The sequence below is a fragment of the Lacihabitans lacunae genome (assembly GCF_042649125.1).
Lineage (GTDB): Bacteria > Bacteroidota > Bacteroidia > Cytophagales > Spirosomataceae > Leadbetterella > Leadbetterella lacunae.
In genome coordinates this window covers 1,373,239-1,388,400 of sequence record NZ_JBHRYQ010000001.1, presented here as the reverse complement: position 1 = coordinate 1,388,400, position 15,162 = coordinate 1,373,239, and the positions used below count along the sequence as shown (strand labels likewise).

Below are 15,162 nucleotides of genomic sequence, written 5' to 3'. Positions count from 1 at the left end.
AAGTAATCATATTAATTTAATTCGTTTATGAAAATACTAGTTTGTATATCAAGTGTACCAGACACCACATCTAAAGTATCTTTCGAAGCAGACAATACCGTGTTTAACAAAGCAGGCGTTCAGTATATTATCGGACCATACGATGATTACGCACTTGCCAGAGCTGTTGAACTTAAAGAAGCCAATGGTGGCACTGTTACGGTTTTGAACGTAGGAGGAGCTGATGCTGAACCACAAATAAGAAAAGCACTAGCAATAGGTGCTGACGATGCCGTAAGAATAGATGCAGAGCCTACAGATTCATATTTTGTGGCTTCAGAAATAGCCAATTATGCGAAAGATAAAGGTTTTGACCTGATATTAATGGGGAGAGAAACTACCGACTATAACTCAGGAGTAGTGCATGGCATGGTGGGAGAAATGTTGGGTTTACCTTCGTTTTCACCAGTTATGGAACTAACCGTTGACGGTTCGGCTGTTAAAATGTCGAGAGAAATAGAAGGTGGGAAAGAAAAAATAGAAACTACGCTCCCTGCGGTTTTTGGATGTCAAGAGCCTATCGCCGAATGGAAAATTCCAAACATGCGTGGTATCATGTCAGCCCGAACAAAACCTTTAAGTGTTATTCCAGCTTCTGGAGAAATTCTTACTTCGGTAGCCAACTACGAGTTGCCACCAGCGAAAGGTGCTTGTAAAATGATTGATGCCGATGATGCCGGTAGCTTAATTAAATTGCTACAAACAGAAGCGAAAGTATTGTAAAACCTTAAAAATCTTAAAAAAATGTCAGTTTTAATATATACAGAATTGTCTGAAGGACAATATAAGAAAACATCCATCGAGGCTATTTATTATGGTGCTCAGGTGGCAAAGCAACTTGGAGTTGATGCTAAAGTATTGGCAATCGGCGAGGCTACAGCTGATGCATTAGCCACTGCAGGTACATTTGGAGCTACTTCGGTACTTCATGCAAGTGGAGCAGACCTTGGCCAGCAAAACATTATGGCGTATGGCCAATTGGTAGTAGCAGCCGTAAAAGCCTCAGGTGCAACAGTAGTGGTTTCGGCTAAATCTTCTTTGGGGGATGCAGTTACAGCACGTGCGGCAGGAGCACTAAAAGCTGGACTAGTAAGTAACGTAGTTGAGTTGCCAGACACATCGGCAGGTTTTAGCGTAAAGAGAAGTATTTTTACGGGAAAAGCTTTCGCTCAAACCACCATTTCAAGTGATATTAAGTTTTTAGCAATAAAGAAAAACGTGGTTACTCCAGAAGAAAACGGAGCTCCTTGTGGCGTAGAGTCATTTAGTGCAGACGTGGCTTCGGCTTTGGCGAGTTCTAAAGTGACCGAAACTATCAAAGCGAGTGGAGCGGTTTCGCTTCCTGAAGCTGACCTTGTGGTTTCGGGCGGAAGAGGAATGAAAGGCCCTGACAGCTGGCAGCCATTATTAGACCTAGCGGAGGCTCTTGGAGCTGCTACTGCATGTTCTAAGCCAGTATCGGATCTTGACTGGAGACCTCACCACGAGCACGTGGGTCAAACTGGCGTAAAAGTGGCCCCAAATCTTTATATCGCTTGTGGTATATCGGGTGCTATTCAGCATTTGGCTGGTGTTAACTCATCTAAAGTTATCGTGGTGATAAACAAAGACCCAGAAGCACCTTTCTTTAAAGCCGCAGATTATGGAATTGTGGGTGACGTATTTGACGTATTACCGAAACTTACGGCTGCTGTAAAAGCAATGTAAATGAATTCGAAATAGCATAAAAAAACCTCCTTTGTGGAGGTTTTTTTGTGGATTTTTAAATCATTTAATAAGATTTTATCTGTATTGTTCGTTTTGATAAATAAAATTAATGTGCATTTTTATACTTTCACTAAAAGTATAAAATCCTAATTAGTTATATTGCAGTCTACTACCAGAAAGTTGTTTTAAGTAAAAATGAAGATAATAATTCGAGTATGTGTTTATTTGCTGTTCGCCCACTTGGCTTCTGCTCAAGAAGTAATATGGGCAAGTAAAATACTTGAGAAGTCATCTGAAACTGTAGACGAAATATATTCACCCAAACACCGTGCGGTTCAAATTTTAGGAAAGCCGAATGTGCTTCCTCAAACCATTTCATCGCCCTGCTCATGGAGGCCAACAGGTTCAAGTTTTGGGGAAGATTACATAAAAGTTGGATTCGAAAAACCCTTAAAAGTTAAGCAAGTAGTTATTGGTGAAACCGTTACACCTGGGGCTATTGGTCGTATATTTGGTTATACAAAATCTAACCAAGAGATTCTCTTATACGAAAACACCGAAGGGATTCCGCGTTTGAGTGGTAGACTTTGGAATGTAATGATACCCGAAACCTCAGAGGAAATTGTGGCGGTAAAGCTGTTAATTGTACATTCGCTCAATAAAGGCATTAAAGAATATGATGCCATCGGAATTTCAAATTCAAATTCCCCATTTGTAGCCAAAATAAATTTGGCCGAAAATATTCCTGCTGATTTAGAGAAAGAAAACTTAGGGCCAAACATCAATTCTAAATTTGGCGAAGTAGCACCTATCGTCTCTCCTGATGGTAAGTTTTTGTATTTCACTCGACTTAATCATCCTGATAATATAAAAGAAAGGGGCTCAAAAAACGATAAAACCAATGAGATAGCTCAAGATGTGTGGTTTTCTAAATTAAGTAAGTCTGGATTTTGGGAACCCGCAGAAAATATTGGAGAACCCATCAATAATGCTTCAAACAATGCCGCAGCTACTATTTCTGCTGATGGAAAAAGTCTCTATGTTTTAAATGTGTATTTGCCAAATGGTAAATACGTAGCAGGATTGTCAAAGTCTACCCTGAAAGGAAAAAAATGGGAACTTCCTAAGCAAATCGTCATTGAAGATTTTCAGGCTTTAGAAGTTTATGATGAAAAACTGAAGTCTAAAAAAACAGTTACCGAATACGCCATTAGCTCCGACGAAAGTTTTTTGGTTATGGGACTGAGAAGAACCGAATCTTATGGAGATAAAGACTTGTATGTTTCTAAAAAGAAAGGCGACGGCACGTATGGGAAACCAATAAACCTAGGTTCTATAATAAATTCAGCAGGAAACGAAGGCTCACCATTTTTGGCAGCAGACAATTACACCCTTTATTTTAATTCAAATGGTCATCCAGGTTATGGCGATGCTGATATTTATGTGTCTACAAGACTCGACGATTCATGGACAAACTGGTCGCAGCCGATAAATTTGGGTCCCAAAATAAACTCATTGGAGTGGGACGGATATATTACAATTCCAGCTTCGGGCGAATACGCTTATTTCAGTTCTTTAAAAAACTCTTTGGGGTCAGATGATATTTTTAAAGTCAAACTATTCCCTTCTATAAAGCCGCAAGTGGTGGCCTTGTTTGATTTTCAGTTCAAAGACAAAATCTCTGGTAAAGGTCTTAATCCAAAAATTACCTTACAAAATTTAAATGCAGGAGTCTCAAAAGACTCTGTAGAGAATATCGTGTGGTCCTATGATGAAGAACTAGAGGAATTTAAGAGTATTCTTACCGCAGGGAAGTCGTATATGTTAACGGCCACCATAGAAAACTACGGGGAGTTTAAACAAACCATTGATCTCAAAAAAGAAACAGTTTACAGAGAATTTAAAAAAGTTTATGAATTGATGCCGCTTATTAAGGGTCAAAAAATGGTTTTGAATAATTTGTTTTTTGATCAAGGTAAATATAAAATTAAGGATGAGTCCTTTGAGGAGCTAGAGAAAATAAAAAATCTGATGATGTCCAATCCAAATATGGAAATACTTCTTGAGGGACACACTGATAATCAGGGTGATATGTTGTTGAATATTAAATTGGCTGAAAATAGAGTTTTAGCCGTAAAAGATTATTTAACCAAAGATAACCTAATCTCGAAAGACAGAATCGCTATAAAATCGTGGGGGCCATACAAGCCCGTGGTCAGAAATTCATCAGAAGAAGCCCGAAAGAAAAATAGGAGAGTGGAGTTTACTATAACCAAAATGTAGTTAGCTTTGTGTATCCCTTCAGAAATATAAAAATCATTTATGCCTATTCGTTTACTTTTAGTTGTTCCATGCTACAATGAAGAAGAAATTCTTCAACTTACCAATTCTAGACTAAATGCCTATTTGCAGGAACTTTCTGATGCAGGAGAGATTAGTACTGAAAGCAAAATTTGCTATGTAAATGACGGAAGTAAAGATAAAACATGGCACTTAATAGAGGAACTTTCTGCCAAAAATCCACGAATATTAGGCATAAAATTATCCAAAAATTTCGGACATCAAAATGCTTTACTTGCAGGTTTGTTTTCTTTTAAAGACGAATATGACTGCTATGTAACCATAGACGCTGACCTCCAAGATGACATAAATGCCATAGGCGGAATGGTGGCCAAATACAAAGAAGGTGCTGCTGTAGTATATGGAGTTAGAGACGACCGGTCTGCAGATAGTTTCTTCAAAAGGTTTTCGGCGGAAGCATTTTATAAAATAATGCAAAAATTGGGTGTGCCCGTTGTTTTTAATCATGCTGATTTTAGATTGATAGATAATCAGGTTCTAAACGAATTTGAGAAATATAATGAGGTAAATATGTTTATTCGTGGTGTAATTCCCACCATTGGTTTTCACTCCGAAAAAGTATATTACAAACGATTAGAACGCGAAGCTGGCGAGTCAAAATATCCACTTAAAAAAATGGTGGTTTTTGCATGGAATGGCATCACCTCGTTTTCTACTGTTCCTATGAAAATTGTGCTTTGGTTCGGAATAATCAACTTTTTTGTAGCTGTAGCTATTGGTCTTTATGTGTTGATTTCTAAGTCATTGGGTCATACCGTTGCGGGTTGGACGTCCATCGTGCTGCCAATGGCATTTTTTAGTGGTTCTAATATGATTGCAATTGGTTTGATAGGCGAATATGTCGGGAAAATCTACCAAGAAGTAAAAGGCAGACCAAGGTATATTATTGAGAAAAAAATAGGAGGGAAGTGAAATGAACAGTCGCATAGTACTTTTTATTATTCTGATACTTGCCACTTTTTTGAGAGTGTATAAACTAGACGAAAGAGGTCCATTTACAGATGAGAAATTCACCCTCTTAAACGCAAACGGGTTTTGGGTAGGTGCTGCCAATCAGGAGGAAATAACCTCTAAAACATATTTTACGCCAGCAGACTTCTGGACATCAAAAGGAATAAATGACTACTTTGAGGCTATTGCTCATTCTGATTTTGGTACACATATAATTTATAATGGCGTAATCCATGTTTGGATGACTGTTTTTGGAAATTCAGACTTTGCCATTCGTTTACTCTCTGTTTTGTTTAACCTTCTGATGCTTTTTGTGGTTTACCGCCTTGTCAAAAGAGTCTTTAAGTCCGAAGTTCCCGCACTTATCTCAGTGTTTCTGTTGGCTTTAGAGCCGCTTAATATAGCACAAAGTCATATAGCAAGAAGTTATACACTTTCATTCTTGTTGGTAATTTTAGCCACAGATATATTTTTAAGACTTCTTGACTTTCGCACAAAACGGAAAACGCTTTTATTTTTTTTATATGCAGCTTTAATAGGAGCAAGTTTATTAAATCACTATTTGAATTTCTTAGTGCCTCTCAGTCACGCTATCGTGTTTTTGTTTGCAAGAAAAGACAAAAAACTATGGACAGGCTTTATCTCTGCCGGAGTTTTTTCTTGTGTGCTTATGTGGTGGTGGTTTACCAGTGGTGGAGGTCACCTTTCGATGAGTTTTTTGAAAGATAAAAACGAAAAGCATTTAGCCATGGCCCAAATGAAAGACAACCCACTTGGGAGTGCCATTCAGCTTAGTTCGCCCGAAGTTGTCATTAAAAAAACAATTAGCTTATTTCTGGACTCAAATACCCTCACAAACGGCATTTATCAAAATTTTAATGGAGTTAAAAACATGCTCATTTCGCTGTTTTTTGCTTTAGTGTTGGGCTTTTCGTTTATTTTTTACGAAAAAAACAAAAAGCAAGTCGCATTCTCTTTCATGTTTTTAGCTTTCAGCTTACTGGTTTATTTTAACACTTTGGCGTTTTCGTTTTTAATAACCTCGGTGTTTTATTATGCCTTATATTTTGGTTTTAAATACGTTATTAAAAACCTGAACTTCAAAGAACCCGTAATCAAAACAAGCTTAGTGTTCGTATGCCTTTTGATGCTCTTTTTACCCATATTTTTTGTGATTTATGATGCCTTCAAAAACGGTCATACCACTAGTTTAACTCACAGATATATTGGAGTGGCATCACCGTTTGTGGCTATTTTAATTGCCTTTGGGCTTTCGGAATTACTCGTGGCCAATAAAAGAGCCTTTGTTTTTATTAGTATTGTTTTTTTGTTGCAAATCCCTAATTTAGTGAGAGTGATTGGCGATTTTTACAAGGATCGGTCAAATAACTACGCCTTTTTTGTACCAGAAAGAATTAAGAATCCCTACAAAAGGATAGCAGAAAATTTAGAAAAAGTATACGCCAAAGGCGATACGGTACTTATTCCATCTTTTAACGGAGATGTATATTCCACTACTTTTGGTCTTAAAAATACGGTTACTTATACCGATGCCCAATATTTAAATTTATATTTGCCCAAAGATTCCAAAATCATAGAGAGGGTTGACCCTTCAGAACCAAATAAGTTTTTTATTAAAAAAGAAAACGGAGACAAAGTGCTACTCGCAGATTTGGAAGGATTAAAATTCAGATATTGATGAATATAAAAATTATTACGCCTGTATTTAATGACTGGGAAGCCCTCAAACTTCTCATGCAAAAGACAATGCAGGTTTTTAAAGATAAAAATCATACGCTTTCGTTTGTGGTGGTCAATGATTGCTCAAGTTTGCCCTATATTGCCGAAGATTTTAGAGATTTCGATATAGAAGTGGTGCATTTGATTAGCAATTTGAGTCACCAAAGGGCCATAGCTATCGGTATTTCGTATGTGGCAGACAAAGAAGATTATGACCTAGCGGTGGTGATGGATTCTGATGGAGAAGATCAGCCCGAGCATATTTTAGATTTGATTTCAAAGTCGGAGCAGGAGCCCAATAAAATTATATTTGCAAGAAGAAGTAAGCGTTCAGAGTCGTTTTTGTTTAAGCTTTTTTATGCCATTTACAAAATGGTTTTCAAGACCTTAACTGGTAATATTATTACGTTTGGTAACTTTAGTTTAATACCCAAAGCATATATTAAAAAACTCGCTCACGTTTCAGAAATTTGGAATAATTACCCTGGAGGCGTTATCCGCTCTCGGTTGGTTTTTGACTCTATTCCGCTTGATAGAGGTACGCGTTTGGCAGGGAAATCTAAGATGAATTTTACATCTTTGGTTCTACATGGCATGAGTGCTATATCTGTATTTTTAGATTTCACAGCGGTCCGAATTTTAATATTCGCAAGTATCATGATTTTCTCTTCGGTGGTGGGTTCCTGCATTGTTTTGTATTATAAATTTATATTAAACCAAGCTACACCTGGTTGGGCTTCCAGCCTTATTTTAGCGTTTTTTATAGTGTTCCTTCAAGGGTTTTTTATAAGTCTATTTATCCTTTTTATGGTTTTAAGTACAAGAAGGTATAACAGTTTTATTCCATATTTGGGCTATAAAAAATTCATTGATTATATAGATTAAGATATGGAAGAGCTTAGTTTTAGTGCGTATTTGTTACAAAAAAAAATAAACGAAGAGACTTTTTCCGCTTCTGAAAAAGCGATTTTTCTTGATTGGAAAACCTTGTTTGATCAAGTCCATCCCGATAGTTTTACTTTACAGAAGAAATTTCATATCAATAATATAAGGAGGAAATTTCCCCTTTCAAAAATAGAAAACTGACTTATATCATGTTTTTTAATGATATGCTTCGTTTTTATATCCTCCATTTAAAATCAACTTTGTGCTAGTAAAATCCGAAGTTAATGTCTGATTTGATAGTTCAAGACACCAAAGTTTCATGTTACCATTGTGGCAATGACTGCAATGAGCAAGATATTGTCGTTTCAGACAAGCATTTTTGCTGTAACGGCTGTTTGACGGTCTTCGAAATCTTGGAAGACAACCAGCTTTGTGGATATTATGATTTAAATCAAAATGCGGGAGTTAGCCTAAAAGCAAAATCATTTAAAGGCAAGTTTGATTATTTAAATGAAAAATCGGTTGTTAACGAAATACTAGATTACGAGGACGAAGGCCTCGCCAAAGTAATTTTCCATATTCCTTCCATTCACTGTAGTTCATGTGTTTGGCTGCTCGAAAACTTCCATAAAATTAGGTCAGGGGTATATTCTTCACGGCTAAATTTTGTAAAGAAAGAACTCGCAATAGATTTTGATCCCAAAGAAGTTAATTTAAAAGAAATAGTAGAGCTATTGGCCACATTGGGCTATGAGCCAAATATCAATTTAGACAGCAGCACTAAGAAAAAGAAAATTGATCCAGAAACGCATCGTTTATTACTCAAAATAGGAGTCGTAGGTTTTTGTTCTGGGAATATTATGCTTTTGAGCTTTCCCGAATATTTTAGTTTAAATCTTGAAAATGTAGTAGATGCTGGCTATCAGCGTTTTTTTCTTTATTTAAATTTTTTGCTTGCCATACCCGTGTTTTTGTATGGAGCTGAAGATTACCTAAAAGGTGCCTACAGGTCAATAAAAGAAAAGATATCTGATAAAAGTAGCGTTTTGAGTGTTGATATTCCCATTGCTATGGGTGTTGTGGCTCTTTTTGTAAGAAGCACTTACGAAACATTTATTCCGCACACTGCCGGCTACTGGGACAGCCTTGCTGGTTTAGTGCTGTTTTTGCTTTTGGGCAAATGGGTGCAGCAAACCACGTTTAGTTACCTTTCATTTGATAGAAATTATAAGTCATATTTCCCATTGGCAGTTAAAATGAAAGACGATTCATTTAAAAATGTCAAAGACCTAAAAAAAGGAGATTCTTATGTGACGCATCACCAAGAATTAGTGCCGGCAGACTCAATTTTGATTTCAGGAAATGCCTGGTTGGATTACAGTTTTGTGACTGGAGAGTCAACGCCCGTAAGAAAACATCAAGGAGATTTGATTTATGCTGGTGGGCGTCAAATGTCTGAACAAATTAGTTTAGAGGTTATCAAGCCAGTTTCTACAAGTTACCTAACCCAGCTGTGGAACAACGAAAGTTTTATTAAAGAGAAAAATCTAAAAACTACGGCATTGGCAGATGCTTTTAGTAAATATTTCACTATTGTAACCATAACTATTAGTGCTTTGGCGGGTGTTTATTGGCAGTTACACGACCCAAGTTTAGTGTGGCCTACCATCACCGCAGTTTTAATGGTGGCTTGTCCATGTGCACTTACGCTTTCGTTGCCGTTTACCATGAGTACCACTATGAGTATTTTTGGGAAAAATAAATTCTTCGTTAAAAATCAACAAGTTATACCCCTTTTAACTGAAATTGATTCTATAGTTTTTGATAAAACGGGTACCTTGACCGAAAGTGGAAAAGAACAGATTTTGTTTAAAGGCACAGCTTTAAGTACCTCACAAAAGAAAATGATATTTGGATTGTGTAATGCCTCCGTTCACCCTTTGAGCAAAGCAATTGCAAAGCATTTAAATGGCGTTGGAAAAGTGGAAGTTGATTATTTTTTCGAAGTAAAAGGTAAAGGAATAGAAGGAATTGTAAATCAAAATAACATTAAAATAGGAAGTGCTGACTTTTTAGATATTCAAGATAATTCTCCGAAAGAAACCAAAGTATTTGTAGCCATAAATGGAGAATTGTTGGGGTATTTTAGCCTCGTGGCGGTGTTTAGAAATAAATGGGAGCAGCTTTTGACTACACTAAAAAGTAGTTTTAATATTCATCTTTTAACTGGCGATTCTGACCAAAGTAAAGCTGTGTTAAAGCCATATTTTGCTGATAATATGAAATTTGAACAAAAGCCACAGCAAAAGTTAGATTATGTTAGAACCCTGAAATCAGAAGGGCATAAAGTGCTGATGGTTGGAGATGGACTTAATGATGCAGGAGCACTCAGAGAAGCACAAGTTGGCATTGCTCTTACTGAGGACGTTCAGGCTTTTTCGCCTGCTTGTGATGCAATTTTAGACGCCAAAGAATTTGTGAATATCGGGAAATACATAGATTTTAGTAAACAAGCCATTAAGATTGTAAAAATTAGCTTTTTACTTTCGGTGGTATATAACATCATGGGCATATCTTGGGCTGTGACCGGAAATCTAAGTCCTGTGGTGGCTGCTATCTTTATGCCTTTGAGTAGCATGTCTGTGGTTTTGTTTGCAGTTGGTTTGACGCTATTGTTGGCCAAAACAAAAAAAATGATTTAAAATGGAAGTAATAATCTTATTAGTAATATTGGCCATTGCTGTGGCGGGTAGTTTTTTGGTAGCGTTTTTCTGGGCTACAAAAGACGGTCAGTTTGACGATACATTTTCGCCAGCTGTCCGAATCTTAATGGACAATGAACCCACTGAGAAGGTAAAAAAAAATCAAAGAAGCTGAAAAGCGATTCCAATCAAGTAGAGTTATAATACTCTTTCAGATAAAGGTGGTTGCATTGTGGCCACCTTTACTTATTTACTTTTGTTTTTTATACATTACCATTTTTGAGATATAAATCATTTGCATTAACTTGCATCATATTTTTTAATACAAACTAAAAACCGGACAAAAAATGAATTTTCCAGCAGACCTAAAGTATACCGCAGAGCACGAATGGATTAAAGTAGTGGAAGGCAATATCGCCTTGATAGGAGTTACAGATTTTGCTCAAAGTGAATTAGGTGATATCGTTTTTGTGGAAATAGAAACAGAAGGTGAAGAACTAGCTGAAAATGAAATTTTTGGTTCAGTTGAAGCCGTTAAAACTGTTTCTGACTTGTTTTTGCCAGTAGCGGGTAAAGTTTTAGAAGTTAACACCAAATTGGCAGACGAGCCAGAATTGGTTAACAACGACCCGTATAATGAAGGTTGGATGATCAAAATGGAAGTTGCTAATATCGCAGACTTAGACGGTTTGTTATCAGTAGATGCATACAAAACTTTGATAGGTCATTGAAAATGAAAACAACGCTGTCATTAAGTTTTAATTTTAAATATTTAAGAAACACCGTTACGTTTTAAGTCAATAATATTTATAGCCCTTATGGGCTTTTTTTTTGGATAAATAATGAAAATTTTAATTAAAAAAGCTCTTATTATCTGTGCCCACTCCTCGTTTAACAACAAAACGATGGACATTTTGGTGTCGGATGGAATTATTGCAAATATTTCTGAAAATATAGATTCGGACTCAGAAACTGAGATTTGGGAGTTTAATAATTCTCATGTTTCTATTGGTTGGTTAGACTTTAGTTTACACCTAAAAGACCCCGGTACCGAGTGGTTAGAAACCTTAGATTCTATGCAGTCTGCTGCTTTAGCGGGTGGCTTTACGGAGGTTGTTGGTTTTCCTAACACCCATCCCGTAATCCAGACCAAGGAGTCTATGGGGTATTTTAAGAATTTTTCGGATCGAAATTTATTGCAGATTCATAATTTTGCGGCCATCACCAAAAACTGTGAAGGCAATGACTTTACTGACATGATGGACCTACATCATCATGGTGCGGTGGGCTTTAGTGATGGCAATCACGCTTTGCAAAATGCCGATATCTTGCTGAAATCACTTCAATATTTGCATGCTCTAAACACTCTTTTGGTTACCAAGCCCGAAGACAAATACTTGAGTATGTTTGGTCAAATGCATGAAGGCCTTCAAAGTACACTTTTGGGACTTAAAGGAATACCTTCAGCTTCAGAAGAAATCATGATTATGCGTGATTTGAAATTATTAAAATATGCAAATCTAAGCTCAGAAACGCCAATACTGCATTTTTCTACGATATCTACGGCCGAGTCAGTTGAGCTTATCAGAAAAGCAAAGGCAGACGGACTACCAGTTAGCTGTGATATATCAGCCAATCAATTGGCTTTTTTAGATACTGACCTTGCAGGGTTTGATACTAACCTAAAATCTAAACCACCATACAGAGCCGCCTCTGACAGAGAGGCTCTAAAAGCAGGCTTAGCAGACGGAACCATAGATACTATTTGCACGGACCATAACCCGCTAAATGAAGAGTTGAAAAACTTGGAGTTTGATTTGGCAGACTTTGGGGCTATCGGATTGCAAACGGCATTTGGAGCAATTAATACGCATAGCGAATTAGGGCTTTCGACTTTAATAGAAAAGCTTACGGTTAGCAATAGAAAACTATTGAGGCAGCCTTTGCCGAACATCGAAGTAGGCCAAAAAGCGAACCTAACGGTTTTTGACCCAACTTTGAATTATGTTTTTAAAGAAAAAGATATTGTATCTTTGAGTAAAAATAGTCCTTTTATAGAGAAAGAACTTAAAGGAAAAGCACTTGGTGTACTTAATAACAAGCAAGCTTTTAAAAATAAATAAATGAAAAAAGAGATTATTATCTATTCCTTAATATTTGGAAGTTTAGCCGGTATTGGTTGTTTTTTGTTTTTTATTGGCATGTACAATATCAAGTTTAATCCCTTGAGTTTTACTAGGCCAAGTATTGGAATCAATATTATACTTATTTGGGCTGCTATCTGGTATTTCAAAAGAAATCATGGAGGTTTCATCCACTTTTACGAAGGCTTTTCGATTGGTTTTTTGACAAATATTATAGGAGCATTTGTTTCAGGGGTATTGGTTTATTTATTTATTGAATTTTATGATTATACGCCTTTTACTACGTGGGTAATAGAAGGTAAGGCGTTAATGCTCAAAGAGAAAGAAACCTTCAGTAAAATATTAAACGATGAGACCTTCAGAAAGCAAATGTTGTCTTTTGATAGTTTAAAACCATATCAGATTATCTTGGATGACCTGATGTTTAAACAAATAGCTATAGTGCCAATAAGTTTACTAAGTATGGCTTTGCGGAAATTATCTAACTAATTAACCCTTATAAAATTATGGAAAAAGTATCATCAGCTAGAATTGCCCTTAAGTGGGGCGTTATTTATGGAATAGTAAGTATAGTTTTAACTACTATTTTGTACAATACGGAGCTTTGGCAAAACAAAACCCTATCATTTTTATTGAGCACCTTGTTTTTCTTCGGTGTGTTGTATTTGTCAATGAAAGAATTTAGAACCCTAAATGGCGGTTTTATGTCATTTAAGGAAGGTTTGGGCTTAGGCACACTAACTATTACAGCGGGAGGGATCATTAGTTTATTCTTTGATTTCTTTTATAAAAAATTCATCGATACCAATATCCTCAATCTTCAAAACGAAATGATTTTGGAACAATACGAGAAAATGGGGATGTCGGAAGAGCAAATAGACGCAGCCATGCAAAGAGTAGAGTCGATGAACAATTCGGGCTTAACTTTTATTGGTGGTATGCTATTTATCGTTCTTTTTGGGTTTTTATGCTCACTTATTATGTCTGCAGTTATGAAAAAAGACAAACCAGTTTTTTCTTAAAAAATATTTTATGTTAAGCATTTTCAAAAAAGAAGTTTCCACTTTCTTTAATTCTTTAATAGGCTACATCGTAATCGCCGTTTTTTTATTGCTTACAAGCTTGGTAGTTTGGATTTACCCAGATACCAACATTATGGATTATGGCTTTGCAGAAATGGACGTTTTCTTTAACTATTGTCCATATATACTCATATTTTTGGTATCGGCCATAACCATGCGGATGTTTTCAGAAGAAGAAAAATCAGGGACCTTGGAGTTGTTATTAACCAAACCTGTAAAGCTTATCGATATTATTTTAGGCAAGTATTTCGCTGCATTGTGGATCATAGTTTTGGCTATAGCCCCCACTTTAGTGTACTATTTTTCTATTTATTATTTAGGTAATCCAAAAGGAAATATCGATTCGGCATCTGTAGTAGGTTCGTATTTTGGTTTAATTTTGCTTGCTGCAGCATTTGCTGCCATCGGAATTTTCACTTCTTCTATTACCAAAAATCAAGTTATTGCCTTTATTTCAGCTGCCATATTGTGTTATTTTGCCTTTGATGGTTTTGCTCAGTTAGCCTCGCTTTTTAGTGGTTCATTCGGATATTTCCTTTCTTATTTTAGTTTAGATTTTCATTTTGATGCCTTGGGTAAAGGATTATTAGATTCAAGAAATCTTATTTATTTATTAAGTTTCAGTTTTGTTTTTATCTTTATGACATATAACAGTCTAAACAGAAAAAGACAATGAAAACATACCCTATTTATGAGATAAATGCGTTTTCAGAAAAAGCATTTGGTGGAAATCCGGCAGCTGTAATGCCACTAGAGGAATGGTTGCCAGATGAGATCTTACATAAATTAGCCGAGCAGAATAACCTTTCTGAAACGGCTTTTTTTGTGCCTACTTCTGATGGTTTTCATATCAGGTGGTTTACACCAAAAGTAGAAGTTGACCTTTGCGGGCATGCTACTTTAGCTACAGCCTATTATTTATTTAATATAAAAGGTATAGAAAAAGAAGAAATTCACTTTGAATCAAGAAGTGGGCTTTTGACTGTTTTCAAACAAAAAGATAAAATTAATTTAGATTTTCCAGCTGCCGAAATAAGTCCGTGTGAACCCATTTTTGAAATGGAGTCTGGGTTGAAAAAATCTCCGATCGCTTGGTTTAAAGGTAAAACAGATTATCTGTTAGTGTTTGATAGCGAAGAAACTATTTTAAGTCTAAATCCAGATTTCGAAAAGCTTAAATCGTTAGAGGCGAGAGGAATAATTGTTACAGCCGAATCTTCTAAGTTTAACGTTGATTTTGTATCTCGTTTTTTTGCTCCGCGAGTAGGTATCAATGAAGACCCAGTAACCGGTTCAGCACACACAAACTTGATACCCTATTGGGCCACAGAGTTAGGAAAATCTAAGCTCGAAGCCTTGCAAGTTTCGGCAAGAGGCGGGCAACTTTCATGCGAACTAAAAGGCAATAGAGTGTTAATTGGTGGATTTGCCAATCTTTATTTGAAAGGGGAAGTGTGTTTTTGAAACACCATAACTACAATTTGTTGATTTTCAGTCATTTTTTTTAAGTTATTTTGCAAAATACTTGACATCCGCTATGCGGATGTTGTA

At 36.3% G+C, this 15,162-nt stretch carries 15 protein-coding genes; all 15 read left to right on the top strand.

Annotated elements, in window-relative coordinates; all coding sequences use genetic code 11:
• The first annotated feature begins 27 nt into the window (after window positions 1–27).
• The 15 genes from ACFOOI_RS06020 to ACFOOI_RS05950 all read left to right on the top strand — a co-directional run bounded on the left by ACFOOI_RS06020 (window position 28) and on the right by ACFOOI_RS05950 (window position 15,075).
• Complete coding sequence (locus ACFOOI_RS06020; protein ID WP_379836126.1) at window positions 28–762, top strand: electron transfer flavoprotein subunit beta/FixA family protein; 735 nt, start codon at window positions 28–30, stop codon at window positions 760–762.
• Between the two features lie 21 nt (window positions 763–783).
• The gene (locus ACFOOI_RS06015) at window positions 784–1,746 is read left to right on the top strand and encodes an electron transfer flavoprotein subunit alpha/FixB family protein (RefSeq protein ID WP_379836124.1); all 963 of its coding nucleotides are present in this window, start codon (window positions 784–786) and stop codon (window positions 1,744–1,746) included.
• A gap of 195 nt (window positions 1,747–1,941) precedes the next feature.
• Entirely contained in the window at window positions 1,942–4,029 is a 2,088-nt protein-coding gene (locus tag ACFOOI_RS06010; RefSeq protein WP_379836122.1) for an OmpA family protein, read from the top strand.
• 39 nt (window positions 4,030–4,068) lie between these two features.
• Window positions 4,069–5,019 (top strand): glycosyltransferase family 2 protein, encoded by a 951-nt coding sequence (locus ACFOOI_RS06005; protein ID WP_379836120.1) that lies wholly within the window; start codon window positions 4,069–4,071, stop codon window positions 5,017–5,019.
• A gap of 1 nt (window position 5,020) precedes the next feature.
• Complete coding sequence (locus ACFOOI_RS06000) at window positions 5,021–6,757, top strand: glycosyltransferase family 39 protein (RefSeq protein ID WP_379836118.1); 1,737 nt, start codon at window positions 5,021–5,023, stop codon at window positions 6,755–6,757.
• The gene (locus ACFOOI_RS05995) at window positions 6,757–7,683 is read left to right on the top strand and encodes a glycosyltransferase (RefSeq protein ID WP_379836116.1); all 927 of its coding nucleotides are present in this window, start codon (window positions 6,757–6,759) and stop codon (window positions 7,681–7,683) included. The genes ACFOOI_RS06000 and ACFOOI_RS05995 overlap by 1 nt, the downstream gene beginning before the upstream one ends.
• 3 nt (window positions 7,684–7,686) lie before the next feature.
• Complete coding sequence (locus tag ACFOOI_RS05990) at window positions 7,687–7,884, top strand: hypothetical protein (protein ID WP_379836114.1); 198 nt, start codon at window positions 7,687–7,689, stop codon at window positions 7,882–7,884.
• Between the two features lie 83 nt (window positions 7,885–7,967).
• The gene (locus tag ACFOOI_RS05985; protein WP_379836112.1) at window positions 7,968–10,385 is read left to right on the top strand and encodes a heavy metal translocating P-type ATPase; all 2,418 of its coding nucleotides are present in this window, start codon (window positions 7,968–7,970) and stop codon (window positions 10,383–10,385) included.
• Between the two features lies 1 nt (window position 10,386).
• Window positions 10,387–10,560 (top strand): cbb3-type cytochrome oxidase assembly protein CcoS, encoded by a 174-nt coding sequence (gene ccoS / locus ACFOOI_RS05980; RefSeq protein ID WP_379836110.1) that lies wholly within the window; start codon window positions 10,387–10,389, stop codon window positions 10,558–10,560.
• A 172-nt stretch (window positions 10,561–10,732) separates the two neighbouring features.
• Window positions 10,733–11,116: a glycine cleavage system protein GcvH gene (gene gcvH, locus ACFOOI_RS05975; protein WP_379836108.1), complete on the top strand. Its 384-nt coding sequence runs from the start codon at window positions 10,733–10,735 to the stop codon at window positions 11,114–11,116.
• Between the two features lie 111 nt (window positions 11,117–11,227).
• Complete coding sequence (locus tag ACFOOI_RS05970; RefSeq protein ID WP_379836106.1) at window positions 11,228–12,508, top strand: dihydroorotase; 1,281 nt, start codon at window positions 11,228–11,230, stop codon at window positions 12,506–12,508.
• On the top strand, window positions 12,509–13,018 hold the full coding sequence (locus ACFOOI_RS05965; protein ID WP_379836104.1) for a DUF4199 domain-containing protein: 510 nt from the start codon (window positions 12,509–12,511) through the stop codon (window positions 13,016–13,018).
• Between the two features lie 17 nt (window positions 13,019–13,035).
• A complete protein-coding gene (locus ACFOOI_RS05960; protein WP_379836102.1) occupies window positions 13,036–13,551 on the top strand; it encodes a DUF4199 domain-containing protein in 516 nt (171 codons plus the stop codon).
• Between the two features lie 10 nt (window positions 13,552–13,561).
• On the top strand, window positions 13,562–14,287 hold the full coding sequence (gldF, locus tag ACFOOI_RS05955; RefSeq protein ID WP_379836100.1) for a gliding motility-associated ABC transporter permease subunit GldF: 726 nt from the start codon (window positions 13,562–13,564) through the stop codon (window positions 14,285–14,287).
• Window positions 14,284–15,075, top strand: a complete 792-nt coding sequence (locus ACFOOI_RS05950) for a PhzF family phenazine biosynthesis protein (protein WP_379836098.1) — start codon at window positions 14,284–14,286, stop codon at window positions 15,073–15,075. Before gldF ends, ACFOOI_RS05950 begins: the two co-directional genes overlap by 4 nt.
• Window positions 15,076–15,162 lie beyond the last annotated feature (87 nt).